The sequence below is a fragment of the Tannerella forsythia 92A2 genome (assembly GCF_000238215.1).
GTDB classification, from domain to species: Bacteria; Bacteroidota; Bacteroidia; order Bacteroidales; family Tannerellaceae; genus Tannerella; species Tannerella forsythia.
This window is the reverse complement of the sequence record NC_016610.1, coordinates 3,377,033-3,391,728: the sequence shown is the minus strand read 5'-3', so window position 1 is coordinate 3,391,728 and position 14,696 is coordinate 3,377,033. Positions and strand designations below refer to the sequence as shown.

Annotated in this window: 13 protein-coding genes; 7 read left to right on the top strand and 6 right to left on the bottom strand. The window is 49.4% G+C overall.

All coding sequences use genetic code 11. The annotated features are described in order from the left end of the window. Positions 1–57: 57 nt before the first annotated feature. On the bottom strand, positions 58–1,077 hold the full coding sequence (locus tag BFO_RS13845; RefSeq protein ID WP_014226415.1) for a rod shape-determining protein: 1,020 nt from the start codon (positions 1,075–1,077) through the stop codon (positions 58–60). Positions 1,078–1,114: 37 nt separating this feature from the next. Further along, on the bottom strand, positions 1,115–2,638 hold the full coding sequence (gene purH, locus BFO_RS13840; RefSeq protein WP_014226414.1) for a bifunctional phosphoribosylaminoimidazolecarboxamide formyltransferase/IMP cyclohydrolase: 1,524 nt from the start codon (positions 2,636–2,638) through the stop codon (positions 1,115–1,117). A gap of 249 nt (positions 2,639–2,887) precedes the next feature. Here purH and ettA point away from each other — a divergent pair, with 249 nt between their 5' ends. Beyond that, positions 2,888–4,573: an energy-dependent translational throttle protein EttA gene (gene ettA / locus BFO_RS13835; RefSeq protein ID WP_014226412.1), complete on the top strand. Its 1,686-nt coding sequence runs from the start codon at positions 2,888–2,890 to the stop codon at positions 4,571–4,573. 39 nt (positions 4,574–4,612) lie between these two features. After that, positions 4,613–5,257 carry a 3-keto-disaccharide hydrolase gene (locus tag BFO_RS13830; protein WP_041590976.1) on the top strand — a complete coding sequence of 215 codons (645 nt, stop codon included), beginning with the start codon at positions 4,613–4,615 and terminating at the stop codon, positions 5,255–5,257. A gap of 18 nt (positions 5,258–5,275) precedes the next feature. On the opposite strand, the gene dnaB is transcribed toward BFO_RS13830, so the two are convergent. From dnaB to BFO_RS13810, 4 genes are all read right to left on the bottom strand, one after another. Beyond that, positions 5,276–6,811 carry a replicative DNA helicase gene (gene dnaB / locus BFO_RS13825; protein WP_014226410.1) on the bottom strand — a complete coding sequence of 512 codons (1,536 nt, stop codon included), beginning with the start codon at positions 6,809–6,811 and terminating at the stop codon, positions 5,276–5,278. Positions 6,812–6,907: 96 nt separating this feature from the next. Next, the gene (locus tag BFO_RS13820; RefSeq protein WP_140230647.1) at positions 6,908–9,145 is read right to left on the bottom strand and encodes a transglycosylase domain-containing protein; all 2,238 of its coding nucleotides are present in this window, start codon (positions 9,143–9,145) and stop codon (positions 6,908–6,910) included. A gap of 193 nt (positions 9,146–9,338) precedes the next feature. Continuing rightward, entirely contained in the window at positions 9,339–10,190 is an 852-nt protein-coding gene (gene tatC / locus BFO_RS13815) for a twin-arginine translocase subunit TatC (protein WP_014226408.1), read from the bottom strand. Between the two features lie 15 nt (positions 10,191–10,205). After that, on the bottom strand, positions 10,206–10,403 hold the full coding sequence (locus BFO_RS13810; RefSeq protein ID WP_014226407.1) for a Sec-independent protein translocase subunit TatA/TatB: 198 nt from the start codon (positions 10,401–10,403) through the stop codon (positions 10,206–10,208). Between the two features lie 130 nt (positions 10,404–10,533). Here BFO_RS13810 and fabD point away from each other — a divergent pair, with 130 nt between their 5' ends. Genes fabD through BFO_RS13785 form a run of 5 tightly spaced genes read left to right on the top strand, consistent with a single transcriptional unit; the run spans position 10,534 to position 14,307 of the window. Beyond that, positions 10,534–11,415, top strand: coding sequence for an ACP S-malonyltransferase (gene fabD / locus BFO_RS13805; RefSeq protein ID WP_014226406.1), 882 nt, complete (start codon positions 10,534–10,536; stop codon positions 11,413–11,415). Positions 11,416–11,419: 4 nt separating this feature from the next. Then, a complete protein-coding gene (locus tag BFO_RS13800) occupies positions 11,420–11,959 on the top strand; it encodes a DUF5063 domain-containing protein (RefSeq protein ID WP_014226405.1) in 540 nt (179 codons plus the stop codon). Further along, positions 11,956–12,552 (top strand): 3'-5' exonuclease, encoded by a 597-nt coding sequence (locus BFO_RS13795; protein WP_014226404.1) that lies wholly within the window; start codon positions 11,956–11,958, stop codon positions 12,550–12,552. The genes BFO_RS13800 and BFO_RS13795 overlap by 4 nt, the downstream gene beginning before the upstream one ends. Further along, complete coding sequence (locus tag BFO_RS13790) at positions 12,549–13,739, top strand: class I SAM-dependent rRNA methyltransferase (RefSeq protein ID WP_014226403.1); 1,191 nt, start codon at positions 12,549–12,551, stop codon at positions 13,737–13,739. The genes BFO_RS13795 and BFO_RS13790 overlap by 4 nt, the downstream gene beginning before the upstream one ends. Next, positions 13,729–14,307: a sugar O-acetyltransferase gene (locus tag BFO_RS13785; protein WP_014226402.1), complete on the top strand. Its 579-nt coding sequence runs from the start codon at positions 13,729–13,731 to the stop codon at positions 14,305–14,307. Before BFO_RS13790 ends, BFO_RS13785 begins: the two co-directional genes overlap by 11 nt. Positions 14,308–14,696 lie beyond the last annotated feature (389 nt).

Below are 14,696 nucleotides of genomic sequence, written 5' to 3'. Positions count from 1 at the left end.
TCGTCTGTACGTTTTCGCAGTTCAGGCATGCCGAATGTGTGGCATGCCTGAACGTGCTTATTTAATCAGGAATTTGAATTTGTCTATATTCTTCAATGCAATACCGGTACCTTTAGCCACGGCATGTAACGGGTCGTCTGCGACATGGAAAGGAATATTGATCTTATCTGTCAATCGCTTGTCGAGTCCTCTCATCAAAGCGCCTCCGCCGGCCAGATAGATGCCGTTACGCACAATGTCGGCATACAGTTCGGGGGGGGTTTGTTCCAATGCACTCAGGATCGCAGCTTCCATCTTCGAGATGGATTTGTCAAGGCAATGTGCAATCTCCTGATACGAGATTGGTACTTCCATCGGCAGGGCTGTCATTTGGTTCGGACCGTGCACGACGAAATCTTCGGGTGGGTTTTCGAGCGATGTCAAGACTGAGCCGACATTGATTTTGATCATCTCGGCCGTGCTTTCTCCCACTTTCATGTTATGCTGGCGACGCATGTATTCCATAATGTCGGCTGTCAGGTCATCGCCGGCTATTCGTATCGATTTGTTCGATACGATTCCGCCCAGTGAGATCACGGCGATTTCCGTCGTTCCGCCGCCTATATCGACGATCATATTGCCCTCGGGCGCTTCCACATCGATACCGATCCCCAAAGCGGCGGCCATCGGTTCGTAAATCATGTATACGTCGCGTGCGCTGGCGCGCTCGGATGAGTCACGTACGGCGCGGATTTCCACTTCCGTACTGCCTGAAGGAATACATACGACAATGCGGAGCGGCGGAGAAAACCAGCGGTTCTTGAACTTGATCATTTTGATCATACCCCGGATCATCTGCTCGGCAGCGTAAAAATCGGCGATCACTCCGTCGCGCAACGGACGAACCGTCCGTATGTTTTCGTGCGTTTTTCCATGCATCTGTCGTGCCGTCTCTCCGACGGCGAGCACCTTGTCGGTCCGCCGGTCCAGCGCGACGACGGAAGGCGCATCCACTACGATTTTACCGTCGCAAACAATGATGGTATTGGCTGTACCCAGATCGACGGCTATTTCCTGTGTGAAAGAGAATAATCCCATATCTCGTTATCTTTTTAATATCTTTTAAATGTTATTTTTAATGTTTGAAATGGCGGACACCGGTCCTCACCATTTTCATTTTGTGTGCATTGCAATACTCGACCGAAAGATGGTCGTTGACCGATCCTCCGGGTTGTATTACCGCGGTGATGCCGGCTTTGTCTGCAATTTCCACGCAGTCGGGGAAAGGGAAATAGGCGTCCGAAGCCATGACGGCGCCTTGCAGGTCGAAACCGAAGCGCTTCGCTTTTTCAACGGCTTGTTTCAACGCGTCTACGCGCGAAGTCTGTCCTACGCCGTTGGCGCAAAGCTGCTTGTTCTTGACCAGCGTGATGGCGTTTGATTTGCTATGCTTCACGATCTTGTTGGCAAACAAGAGGTCTGTTTTCTCGCGTTCGTCCGGTATCTCGTAGGTCAACGGTTCGAGGTCTGCTTCTGTCTGAATGCTCAGGTCGCGGCTCTGTATGAGCACTCCGTTCAATAGCGAGCGGAATTGTTCTGTTCGCTGCTCTTTCTGCTTCCGCAGCAGAATGATGCGGTTTTTTTTCTGTTTCAGTATGTCGAGTGCATCCGTCATGTAATCGGGTGCAATAATGACTTCGAAAAATATTTTGTTGATTTCCTCAGCCGTTTTGTGGTCGATGACTTCGTTCGTCACGAGGATACCTCCGAAAGCCGAAACCGGATCGCCTGCCAGCGCATCCGTCCATGCCTGAAGCAGGATCGGGCGTGAGGCTACGCCGCACGCATTCGTGTGTTTGAGGATGGCGAAAGTCGGCTCGTCAAATTCGTCGATGAGTGACACGGCCGCATCGATATCCAGCAGATTATTATATGAAATCTCTTTACCATGCAACTGATCGAACAGTGCGTCGAATTTTCCGATAAATACTCCTTTTTGATGCGGATTCTCACCGTAACGCATCCGTTTGGCCTCATCGAAAGTGCCTCGGAACGCTGAATATTCGTCTCCGTCGAAATAGCGGAAGATCGCTGTATCGTAAGCAGACGAAACGGCAAAGGCTTCTTTGGCGAACCATCGTCGGTCTTCAATTGTTGTTTGCGCACCTTTCTCGTCGAGCAGGTGCATGAACGGTTTATATTGTGCTTTGGAAGCAATAATTACCACATCTCGGAAATTCTTCGCAGCTCCGCGGATCAACGAAATACCGCCGATGTCAATCTTTTCGATAATCGCTTCTACATCGGCTCCCGATGCCACCGTTTCTTCGAACGGATACAAGTCTACGATCACCAGATCGATACTGGGTATTTCGTATTGCGAAAGTTGTTGACGGTCTTCTTCTTGCTCACGACGCGCCAGGATTCCCCCCAAAATTTTAGGATGAAGCGTCTTTACGCGTCCGCCCAGAATGGAAGGGTAGCCCGTCAAGGTCTCTACCGCTTCGCAAGGAAGCCCTAACGACTCAATAAAACCTTGCGTACCACCCGTTGATACAAATTCGACCCCCTCATGATGAAGCTTTTTTAAAATATCGTCTAATCCGTCTTTATGATATACCGAGACTAGCGCTCGTTTAATTTTTCTACTGTCTGTCATTCTACTAATTGGCCTCTACCTTTTTCTGTTTTTCGAAAAAGTCGCACAAAAATATTGATTTATTTTCATATAGCACCATAATGAAGGTGGAAAAAGCGTAGAAAATAGTCAAAATATATGTTATCATTCTTCCTCGGATTTCAAAAATGATATGAAACATCTTTCTATACTTGCCGCATTTGTGGGTTTTCAGCTTATTCGGAAACTTTTTTTATCTTTGCCCTATCATAAAACAATACTGCTAAAAATATGGCTGACGACAAGAAAATTATTTTTTCGATGGTGGGAGTAAGCAAAATTTTTCCGCCGCAAAAACAAGTGCTGAAGAACATTTACCTTTCGTTTTTTTACGGAGCCAAAATCGGGATAATCGGTTTGAACGGTTCCGGAAAGTCGACATTGTTGAAAATTATTGCCGGGCTTGATAAGGACTTTTTGGGCGAGGTCGTTTTTTCGCCCGGTTATACAGTCGGTTATCTGGAGCAGGACCCACATCTTGAAGCCGGTAAGACCGTCAAAGAAATTGTGCAGGAAGGGGTACGGGAAACGGTCGACTTGCTGAAAGAGTTTGAAGAGGTAAATGAAAAATTCGGGGATCCGGAGGTGCTTGAAAATCCGGATAAGATGGAGGCGCTGATGAACCGTCAGGCGGAGCTTCAGGATAAGATCGATGCGATGGACGCATGGAACCTCGACAGCAAACTCGAACGTGCGATGGACGCCCTTCGCTGCCCGCCTGAAAATCAGGTTGTCGATACGTTGTCAGGAGGTGAGCGCCGCCGTGTGGCGTTGTGCCGTCTGCTGTTACAACAGCCGGACGTGCTTCTGCTCGACGAGCCGACGAACCACCTCGACGCCGAATCGATCGACTGGCTCGAACAGCACCTGCAACAATACGCGGGCACGGTGATTTGCATCACACACGACCGTTATTTCCTCGACCATGTGGCCGGCTGGATTCTCGAACTTGACCGGGGGGAAGGAATTCCGTGGAAAGGCAACTACTCGTCGTGGCTCGATCAGAAGACACAACGTATGGCGCAGGAGGAAAAGCAAGCGAGCAAACGCCGGAAGACGCTTGAACGCGAGCTGGAATGGATACGCATGGCGCCGAAGGCCCGTCAGGCAAAAGGGAAAGCGCGTCTGAACTCCTATGAATCGTTGCTAAACGAAGACCAGAAGGAGCGTGAAACGAAGCTCGAAATATTTATTCCGAACGGTCCTCGTTTGGGTAATAAGGTGATCGAAGCGCATGATGTTGCCAAAGCATTCGGAGATAAATTACTGTTCGACAGTCTCAACTTCATGCTGCCGCCTAACGGTATCGTGGGAGTCATCGGACCGAATGGTGCCGGAAAGACGACTCTTTTTAAGATGATTATGGGGCAGGAAACCATCGATAAGGGCGAGTTTGAAGTCGGCGAGACGGTCAAAGTCGGATACGTCGATCAGACGCACAAGGATATTGACTCGAATAAATCTGTGTATCAGGTGGTCTCGGGCGGAAATGATTTTATACGTGTCGGCGGAAAAGAAATCAATTCGAGGGCTTACCTTTCCCGATTCAATTTCGCCGGAGCCGATCAGGAGAAGTTGTGCGGCGTGCTGTCGGGAGGCGAACGCAACCGATTGCATCTGGCGCTTGCTCTGAAAGCCGAAGCCAATGTGCTGCTGCTTGACGAGCCGACGAACGATATCGATGTGAATACGCTCCGCGCGTTGGAAGAAGGCTTGGAGAACTTTGCCGGCTGCGCTGTTGTCATCTCGCACGACCGTTGGTTTCTCGACCGTATCTGCACCCATATTCTTTCGTTTGAGGGGAACTCGGAAGTCGTCTTTTACGAAGGCAGTTATTCGGATTACGAAGAATACAAGCGCAGGCAGGTCGGCTTTACCGAACCTAAGCGAATTAGATACAGGCAGTTAGTCAAATAATCTGTGATCGTATCATCTCTATTTTATATTTATTCTATCATGAAACGTAAAAATTTTTTGCTGTCCGTGATCGTGGCGACGTGTATGACCGCAGGAAGCAGCCATGCACAAACGGAAATTTTGTTCAACGGCAGTGACTTGTCGAATTGGAACTTTGTAGTAGCTGACGGAAATACACCGGCCGAAGACGTGTTTTCCGTGCAGGATGGTGTCATCCTTATTCAAGGTAACCCGTTCGGCTATATGTACACGAAAAAGAAGTATGCCGACTTTACGTTAGAGGTCGAATGGGCGTGGGTTGATAAGCCTTCGAACAGCGGAATTTTCCTGATGATCAGTGATCCGAAGACTCCGTTCCCGAACGGTATCGAATGCCAGTTGCATGCCGGTGATGCCGGTGACTTTATTCTGCTCGAAGGCGCTGATCTTGCAGAGTATAAACAACCGGCAGGTGAAGAACGTCCGAAATTTCCGGTCGTTAAAAAACGTGCCGACTCGAACGAAAAACCTGTCGGAGAATGGAACAGAGCCAAAATCGATGTTAAAAATGGTGTTATCAAAGTGTACATTAACGATCTGTTGCAGAACACCGGAACGAGTAATGTGAAAGAAGGCTATCTCGGTCTGCAAAGCGAAGGCGGCCTGATCCAGTTCCGTACCGTGAAGGTAACTCCGGCCGGTTGAGACTTAGCCTCACTCCGGTCAGAAGGGATAGGGACTCTCCGACGGCACGGAAAGAAAGTCTTCGACATTCGGTCTATACGGAGAGATATCTTTTTTCTCTCCCGTATGATCGATCTGGTTCATGCTCGACGCATATTCCTTTGCAGCCAGATCTTCGTCCAGATTCATAAACTTCGCAAATTCGCTTTTGAAACGCAGACGGACATCGCCTGTGGCGCCATTACGGTGCTTTGCGATGATGATTTCGGCCAGACCGCGCAGGTCGTTTCCTTTTTCGTCTTCAAAGATTTTGTAATATTCCGGACGGTGGATGAAGCATACCATATCGGCATCTTGTTCGATGGCTCCCGACTCACGCAAGTCGGCTAATTGCGGGCGTTTTCCTTCGATTCCCTGACGCGATTCGACCCCACGGTTTAATTGCGACAAGGCAATGATCGGAATCTTGAGTTCCTTGGCCAGCCCTTTCAATGACCGGGAGATGGTGCTCACTTCCTGCTCACGGCTGCCGAAGTTCATACCGCTGGCGTTCATCAGCTGCAGGTAATCGATGAAGATACATTGAATCCCATGTTCACGTACTAAACGTCGCGCTTTGGTACGTAGTTCGAAAATGGAAAGGCTGGGGGTGTCATCCACATAAATCGGGGCACCGTATAAATCTTTGATTTTATATTCGAGCTGTTCCCATTCGTACTTTTCCAATCGCCCGCTTTTGATTTTCTCGCCGGATAATTCACATACGTTTACGATCAGACGGTTCACAAGTTGCACATTGCTCATTTCGAGCGAAAACATTGCAACGGGAATGTTGAAATTGAGCGCCATGTTTTTGGCCATTGAAAGCACAAAAGCCGTTTTACCCATCGCCGGACGAGCGGCAATAATCACTAGGTCGGAGTTTTGCCAGCCCGATGTGATTTTATCCAAGTATGTAAAACCACTTGCCAAACCGCTCAGATTTTCTTCCCGGTTGGCTGCTTTTTCTAATAACTCGCGGGCTTGTTTGATCACCGGATCGATTTGCGTCGCTTCATTCTTGATATTTTGTTGGGAGATTCTGAAAAGTTCACCTTCCGCCTCCTGCATCAATTCTTTGATCTCGACCGTCTCATCGAATGCTTTCCCTTGAATCATACCGGTATAGCGGATCAGTTCACGTGCTAAATATTTCTGTGCGACGATCTGCGCATGGTATTCCAGATGCACCGTACTGGCTATGTTTTCGGTTAAGCGCGAGATGTAGAGCGGTCCTCCGACCGTTTCCAGATCGCCGTTTTTTTTCAACTGTTCCACAACGGTTAGCATATCGATGGGTTGCTGACGGGCGGCTAAATCTAAAATCGCCTGATAAATCAGCTCGTGGGCTTTTTCATAAAAACTCTCGGGTTTAAGTGTCTCGTTTACTTTGAAGAATGCCTCCTTTTCAAGCATCAACGCTCCAAGGATAGCCGCTTCAAGATCGCGAGCCTGCGGCTGTAATCTTCCCACATCGGAGACTTGTACGACGGCGGGTTTCTTCCGTGTCGCATTTTTCTTTTGTCCTTCTGCCATGTCTTGTTTTTGATAATTCGGGCCTCAAAAATACAAGTTTTCAGGCAGACGGAGGCCCTGAAAAAAGAGAATTTATAACAAGGTTATTAACATCGATCAGTTAAAAAAGTCGTCGAATCCGGTTGCCTCGTTTTCCTGACTCTTGTTATCTTTTGAAGAACCGCACGATACGGCATATTGCGACGGTACATCAAAGTTTTCCGTTTCCGAATATCCCAATGTTTTATCGGCATACACCTTCTGCATGAACAAAGCAAAAACAGGTAAGGCCATCGAAGCGCCTTGTCCCTCACTCATCCTGTCGAAGTGGATCGAACGGTCTTCACCGCCCACCCAGCATCCGGCTACGAGGCTGGGGGTAAATCCCATAAACCAGCCGTCGGAGTTGTTCTGTGTCGTGCCGGTTTTGCCACCCATGGGGGCACGTATACCATATCGGAAGCGCAACCGGCTTCCCGTACCGCCATCTACTACGCTACGCAACATACCGATCATCTTGTACGAGGCTTCTTCGGACAGTACTTCGTTGACTTGTGCCGAGAACGAAGCGATCGTATTGCCGTACGAATCTTCGATACGGGTCACGTAAAGCGGTTCGACGCGAATCCCCTTGTTCGGAAAAACGCTGTATCCGCTTACCATTTCGCTGACGGAAATATCGGGTGTACCCAAACACATCGAAACGACCGGGTCGATATGTCCTTTCATGCCGTACGAACGCAACAGTCGTACCAGCATGTAAGGAGACAGTTGTTTCATCAGATATGCTGTTACCCAGTTCGATGAGTTTTGTAACCCCCATTGAATGGTCACTTCTTCACCGATATGTTTGGCTCCCGTATTTTTAGGAGCCCATTCCTTACCGTTTTCATCGACGAGTATCTGTTGAACATGTCGCATTTTATCGCAAGGATCAACTCCTTCGATGACGGCCAGTGAATACAGGAAAGGCTTCATGGTCGACCCGATCTGACGTCTGCCGGTCGAAATCATGTCGTATTTAAAGTAATTGTAGTCGATCCCGCCTACGTAAGCTTTTACATATCCGGTTCGCGGGTCCATAGCCATAAAGGCTGTACGCAGAAAACTTTTGTAATAACGTATCGAATCCATCGGAGTCAGGGTGGTGTCGATCGTTCCCGACCAACTGAAGACTTGCATATCGACCGGTGTTTCAAAACTCTTCTTAATCTCATGGTCCGACTTACCGGCGTTTTTCATTGTACGGTAGCGATCGCTTTGCACCATGGCGCGCGTCAGCATTTCTTCCCGCTGTTCTTTGGAAACACGTTGAGAAAAAGGTGCATAATCACGTCCTTTCTTTTCTTTGAAAAAGGCCGGCTGCAAGGTCTGGCTCAAATGTTCGACCACGACTTCCTCGGCATATTGCTGCATGTGCGAATCGATCGTCGTATAGACTTTCAATCCGTCGGTATAGATATTATACGGTTCACCGTTGGCTTTTCTGTTTTTATTGCACCAGCCATACAACGGGTTGGTTTCCCATGCCAGCGAATCGTCCGAAAATTTTTGTGATTGCCATGCCGCATAATCGCTTCGTATCGGTTTTTTTGCCGTAAGCATCAGACGGAGATATTCACGAAAATAGCGTGCTGGCCCTTCGCTATGATCCATCCGTGTGAAATGCAGTTCGAGGGGGATAGCGCATAACGAATCGTATGCAGCCGCATCAAGGTATCCGGCCTTTTTCATCTGACGGAGCACCGTATTGCGGCGATTGCGCGTACGCTCCTTATGACGAACCGGATTGTAGTACGAGGGGTTTTTGCACATCCCCACAAGGGTAGCTGCTTCTTCCACTTTCAAGGTTTTCGGTGTCTGTCCGAAATAAACACGGGCAGCGGACTGAATGCCTACGGCATTGTGAAGAAAATCGAACTTGTTCAGATACATATTGATGATTTCTTCCTTTGTATAGTAACGCTCCAAACGTACGGCAATCACCCATTCGATCGGTTTTTGCAACAAACGTTCGCTTAGATTTTCCACACGAGGAGAAAACAGTTGTTTGGCTAACTGCTGAGTGATCGTACTGCCGCCGCCGCCGCTTTTTTGCATCAGCAAGCCACGTTTGACAACGGCGCGAAACAGACCGCGTACATCAATGCCACAATGCTTCGTAAAACGAACATCTTCCGTCGCAATCAATGCCTTGACGAGTTCGGGAGACAAATCGTTATAGCTGACATAGATGCGATTATCCTTGCCGTACGAGTAGCTGCCCAGCATCTTACCGTCGGACGAGATGACCTGTGTCGCATAACGGTCGATCGGGTTTTCCAACTGTTCGATAGGAGGAACATAACCGATCATTCCTTTTCCGATGGTTATAAAGACAAGGACACTTACAAAAATAAACACCCCTGTCAGCGACCAGAGTGTGGTGATCAGATAGTTGCGTCGCTTCGGCGTCAAATGCAGTTTGCGACTTATCCATGCCGATGTTTTGCGATAGCCGGCAATCGCTTTGGGCAGGATCGTTTTGATTTTCTCTTTTGTCATTGCATTACAAATCTTTTTCGGCAGGTATTGCCGACAGCAGCTCATCCGAATCATCTCCCGCTTCTTCCGGAGCTTTTTTGACAAAGAAAGCGCTCAACTCATACAAGCTGTACAAGGGAAAGAAGACAAGCGACAGGGTGAACGGATCACCACTGGGAGTAATAAACGCTGCCGCCACCAATAAACCCACGATGGCATAACGCCGATAGGTACGGAAGAACGAGCGGTTCAAAATGCCTATTTGCGAAAGCAGCCACGACAGCAACGGCATCTCAAAAACAAGGCCCATGATGAAGATCATCATCAGAAAATTGTCCATATACGATTCGAGCGAAACCTGCTCCGTGATAGCCGTACTCAACTCATAAGTTGCCAAAAAGCGCAGCGTCATCGGGAACACGATAAAATACCCTACGCTGCATCCGATAAAAAACATCAGAGTCCCGAACGAAAAAACCCACCGAACACTTTTCATCTCATTCTCGTAGAGCGCAGGACGAATAAACTTCCAGACCTCATACACTAAATAAGGAAACGTCAGAAGCAATGCCAGCCAGAAAGAAGAAGACATGTGCGTGAAAAACTGCGTAGCCAGTTTGATGTTGACGATGTTTACCTTAAAAGCCGAATCACAAAAGTCCGGCAGGAACGATACGCTCGACGTCACCTTACACATCAGCCGGTAGGTGGCAAAATCGCCGTAACAAGGAGCCATGATAACATGATCGAATAGATAACGCATCACGGAGAAAGAAGCAATCGTAAAAACAAAAAGAGCCAAAATGCAGCGAAACAGAGTCCACCGAAGTGCTTCCAGGTGATCCCAGAAAGACATTTCGTCATTTAGCTGTGACATGTTTATTGCGTGCTTTTATTTTGTCGTGTCCGTGTCGTTCAAATTGATATCGTCTTCAATACCTTTGACTCCGTCTTTGAAGTTCCGAATGCCTTTGCCCAACCCTTTCATCAGTTCGGGAATCTTTTTCCCACCGAAGAGTAATAAAACGATGATGGCAATAATGATGATTTCACCGGTACCTAAATTTCCCAAAAACAATAACAGGTTCATATGTAAATAAATAAAATTAATAATTCGTTTTGTCCGGAAGGCAAAGATACAATTTGAAAATGATTCGACGATCCTTTTTACTAAATTTATTACTTTTGCAGCATCTAAAAATAAAAGAGAAGAATTTGTTATGAATGCGTACGTATTCCCCGGACAAGGGGCACAATTCGTTGGAATGGGAAAAGATCTGTATGATCAGAACCCTCTTGCTAAAGAACTTTTTGAACAGGCGAATGCCATTCTCGGGTTCCGTATTACAGATCTGATGTTTGCCGGAACGGATGAGGATTTGAAACAGACGAAAGTTACTCAACCGGCTGTTTTTCTGCATTCGGTTATTTTGGCCCGCACGTTGGGAGCCGACTTTCAACCCGATATGACGGCCGGACATTCCTTAGGTGAGTTCTCTGCACTCGTAGCAGCGCAGGCATTGTCGTTTGAAGATGGTCTGAAACTGGTTTCAGAACGGGCGCAAGCCATGCAGAAGGCGTGTGAGCTGACGCCGTCGACGATGGCTGCCGTGATTGGACTGCCGGATGAGATCGTCGAAAAAATATGCGCTGAGATTACGGGTGAAGTCGTGGTCTGCGCCAATTATAACTGCCCGGGGCAGATCGTGATTTCCGGGAGCATGGCCGGTATTGATGCGGCATGCGAGAAGTTAACGGCTGCCGGCGCGAAACGTGTGCTCAAGCTGAAGGTAGGCGGAGCATTCCACTCGCCGCTGATGGAGCCGGCACGTGCCGAGCTGGCCGAGGCGATTGAATCAACCGCATTCAGCAAGCCTGTTTGCCCGGTCTATCAGAATGTGGACGCCCGTCCGCAAACCGATCCGGACGTGATCCGCAAAAACCTTGTCGCTCAACTTACCTCGCCCGTGCGCTGGACACAGACCGTGCAAAACATGGTGGCCGACGGCGCTACGCGTTTCGTCGAACTGGGGCCAGGTAACGTGTTGCAGGGACTGATCAAGAAAATAAGCGGCAACGTTGCAACCGAAGGAAAACAATAATCCGATGGAGAAGGGAAGCAACCCGGTTTACGACAAGAATACGCTGGAATTTGTTACCGTGGCGTTCGAGTTTTGCTCGTGGATGGAATCCGTCGGGCATGACTTGCCGGCCTTTGTCGACAAGGCGACCAAACTGCTCCCTCTACTTTATCTGAAAGCTACGCTGCTGCCCGATACGGAGGCGGATGACGATGCCGAAGTCTTGCACTTCGTCACAGAAGAGACGTATCATGCCCTCCGCGATCGCCTCGCTGCGCTGCTGGGCGAATACGATACGTATCTGGAGACTTTTGCGCCCGACATGCAATACAGCGATACGCCTGTTGCAGCGTTTATTTCTGAGAACCTGTCCGACATGTATCAGGACCTCGGTAACTTCGTTTCGCTCTTCCGGCAGGGCTATGAAGAAACGATGCGTCTGTCGCTGGCACTCTGCACGGAGAATTTCCGGATGTACTGGGGACAATCGCTCCTCAACGCCTTGAAGGCGCTCCATGCCGTGCGGTATAACGAAGATATGTACCTGACAGAACAGACGGTATGACGTATACTCCGAACCTTTCGAAAATTACGAAAGAAGAAATTGTGACGTTGCCTGTGGAGTCGTTTCCGGGGCATATCGTCGTGGTAGATCGCCCTGAGGAGGTCGGGCAGGCTGTTCGTATCCTGTCGGCAAGCCGTTGTGTGGGATTTGATACGGAAACACGCCCGAGCTTCAAAAAAAATCAGCATCACAAAGTCGCACTTATGCAACTCTCGACCGAAAATGTCTGCTATCTTTTCAGGCTTAATCATCTGGGAGGCATCCCTGAACCATTGATTGCGTTTTTGAAAGACGAACGGATTACGAAAATCGGGTTGTCGTTACCGGACGACTTCCACATGATGCGCGAGCGCGTCAAAGACCTCAGACCGGCGGGCTTTATCGACTTGCAGAAAATCATGCCTTCGTATGGCATCGAAGAGGCGAGCCTGCAAAAAATCTACGCGATTCTGTTCGGGAAAAAAATCTCGAAACGTACACGTCTTACGAATTGGGATGCCGATATTCTGACGGACGCCCAGCAGAATTACGCCGCGCTTGACGCGTGGGCTTGTCTGCGCATCTATCAACTGTTGAAATCCGAAGAATCATGACATACTGTAAAATCTATCTTAAGCCGAAGAAGGAGGAATCGGTGCTGCGTTTTCATCCGTGGATTTTCTCCGGTGCCATTGCTCATATCGAAGGGAAACCGAGTGAAGGCGACTTGGTCGAAGTGTACAGTGCCGGGCGGTCTTTCCTCGGTATCGGACACTATCAGATCGGAAGCATTGCCGTGCGTTTGCTCTCGCTCGAGCCGGTGTCGATTGATCATGCGTTTTGGACGGAACGGATACGGACGGCCTGTCGGGTGCGTCGGATGCTCGGGCTGGCAGGCCGCGCCGACAACAACACGTATCGTCTCGTTTACGGAGAGGGCGACCGTCTGCCCGGCCTCGTGATCGATATATATGGCGACACGGCGGTGATGCAGGCACATTCCGTGGGGATGCATCATCTGCGAAAGGAGATCGCCGAGGCGCTGCGTGAAGTGCTCGGCGAGGTGATTCATCATATTTATTACAAGTCGGAAGGGACGTTGCCTTATAAAGCCGGTCTCGATTCGATGGACGGATATCTGTACGGCGGGCATCGGACGGAAGCGCATATCGCCGTCGAGAACGGGCTGAAGTTTCGCGTGGACTGGGAGAAGGGGCAGAAGACAGGCTTTTTTATCGATCAGCGCGAGAACCGCCGGCTGGTTGAACAGTATGCGCGGGAACGCTCGGTGCTGAATATGTTTTGTTATACGGGCGGATTTTCAGCATACGCCATGCAGGGAGGCGCACGGGTCGTGCATTCGGTCGACAGCTCGGCCAAGGCCATATCGCTGACGAAAGAGAACGTGACGTTGAACTTTCCGGACGATCCGCGTCACGAAGCGTTTGCCGAAGATGCGTTCGATTATCTCGACCGGGCGGGCGACTCGTATGATCTGATCATCCTCGATCCGCCCGCATTTGCCAAGCATCGCGACGTGCTTCGCAATGCCTTGCAGGGGTATCGCAAACTCAACGCGCTTGCGTTTGAAAAGATTCGTCCCAACGGCCTTTTGTTTACTTTCTCCTGCTCGCAGGTGGTCAGCCGCAACGATTTCCGGCTGGCCGTGTTCAGTGCGGCGGCGCAATCGGGACGCCATGTGCGGATTCTGCATCAGTTGACTCAGCCGGCCGATCATCCGGTCAATATCTATCATCCCGAAGGGGAGTATCTGAAAGGATTGGTGCTGCATGTGGAGTAAAGAGCAGGCGCTGACGAATGCCGAAATCCGGAAGATGCGCAACGGCGAATGGCCGGATTTTTCGGATGCGGGCATGCAGGCCGGTTTCAAGCATGCCAAGCAGCTGCTGGCAAAGCTGCGTATGATGTCGACTTACGACGACGGGTACCGAGCCGTGCTCGAAGCGTTGATCCCCGGTATCCCTGCCTCGACCGTCATCTGCCCACCGTTTCATTGCGATCACGGACACGGCATCATCCTCGGCGAGCACGTTTTTATCAATGCCAACTGTACGTTTCTCGACGGCGCCTATATCCGCATCGGCGCACATACGCTGATTGCTCCCAACGTGCAGATTTATACGCCGCATCATCCGCTCGATTATCGCCTGCGGCGCGAGGGGAGGGAGTATGCTTATCCCGTTACCGTCGGGGCTGACTGCTGGATCGGCGGCAGCACCGTGATTTGTCCCGGCGTTACGATTGGCGACCGTTGCGTGATCGGTGCCGGCAGCGTCGTAACACAAGATATCCCTGACGACTCATTGGCCGTCGGCAATCCCTGCCGTGTTATCCGTCGGCTGACGTAAAAAGAGAAGGTGGAAGGCTTTTTTTGCCTCTGACGGAGCGTTTTTTCGTTCTGCCATGGCATTTTTCTCTTTGGGCAGGGCGTTTTATCGTTCTGACAGGGATAGAATCAAATCTTGTTGTGTAAGAAAGATAAAAAGAGTGAGTTTTGTTAAATTTTTTTATTCCCGGATCGTTGTATATAAAGTTTAAATGAAGGGAGTTATGACAACGAAAAATGAAAATTACGTATCGATGCGTAGGAGTGTAGAGGGTGTATTGGTTGCACACGAAACCGTATGGTAGAGTAATACACGTTTTGTAAAGGAACGTATTCTTTTTGGTGATCTTTTAGGCAAAGTTCAGCAAGCGGGCGGGGAAAGCCTGATTGTTACGACGGGAGCAACGGCTG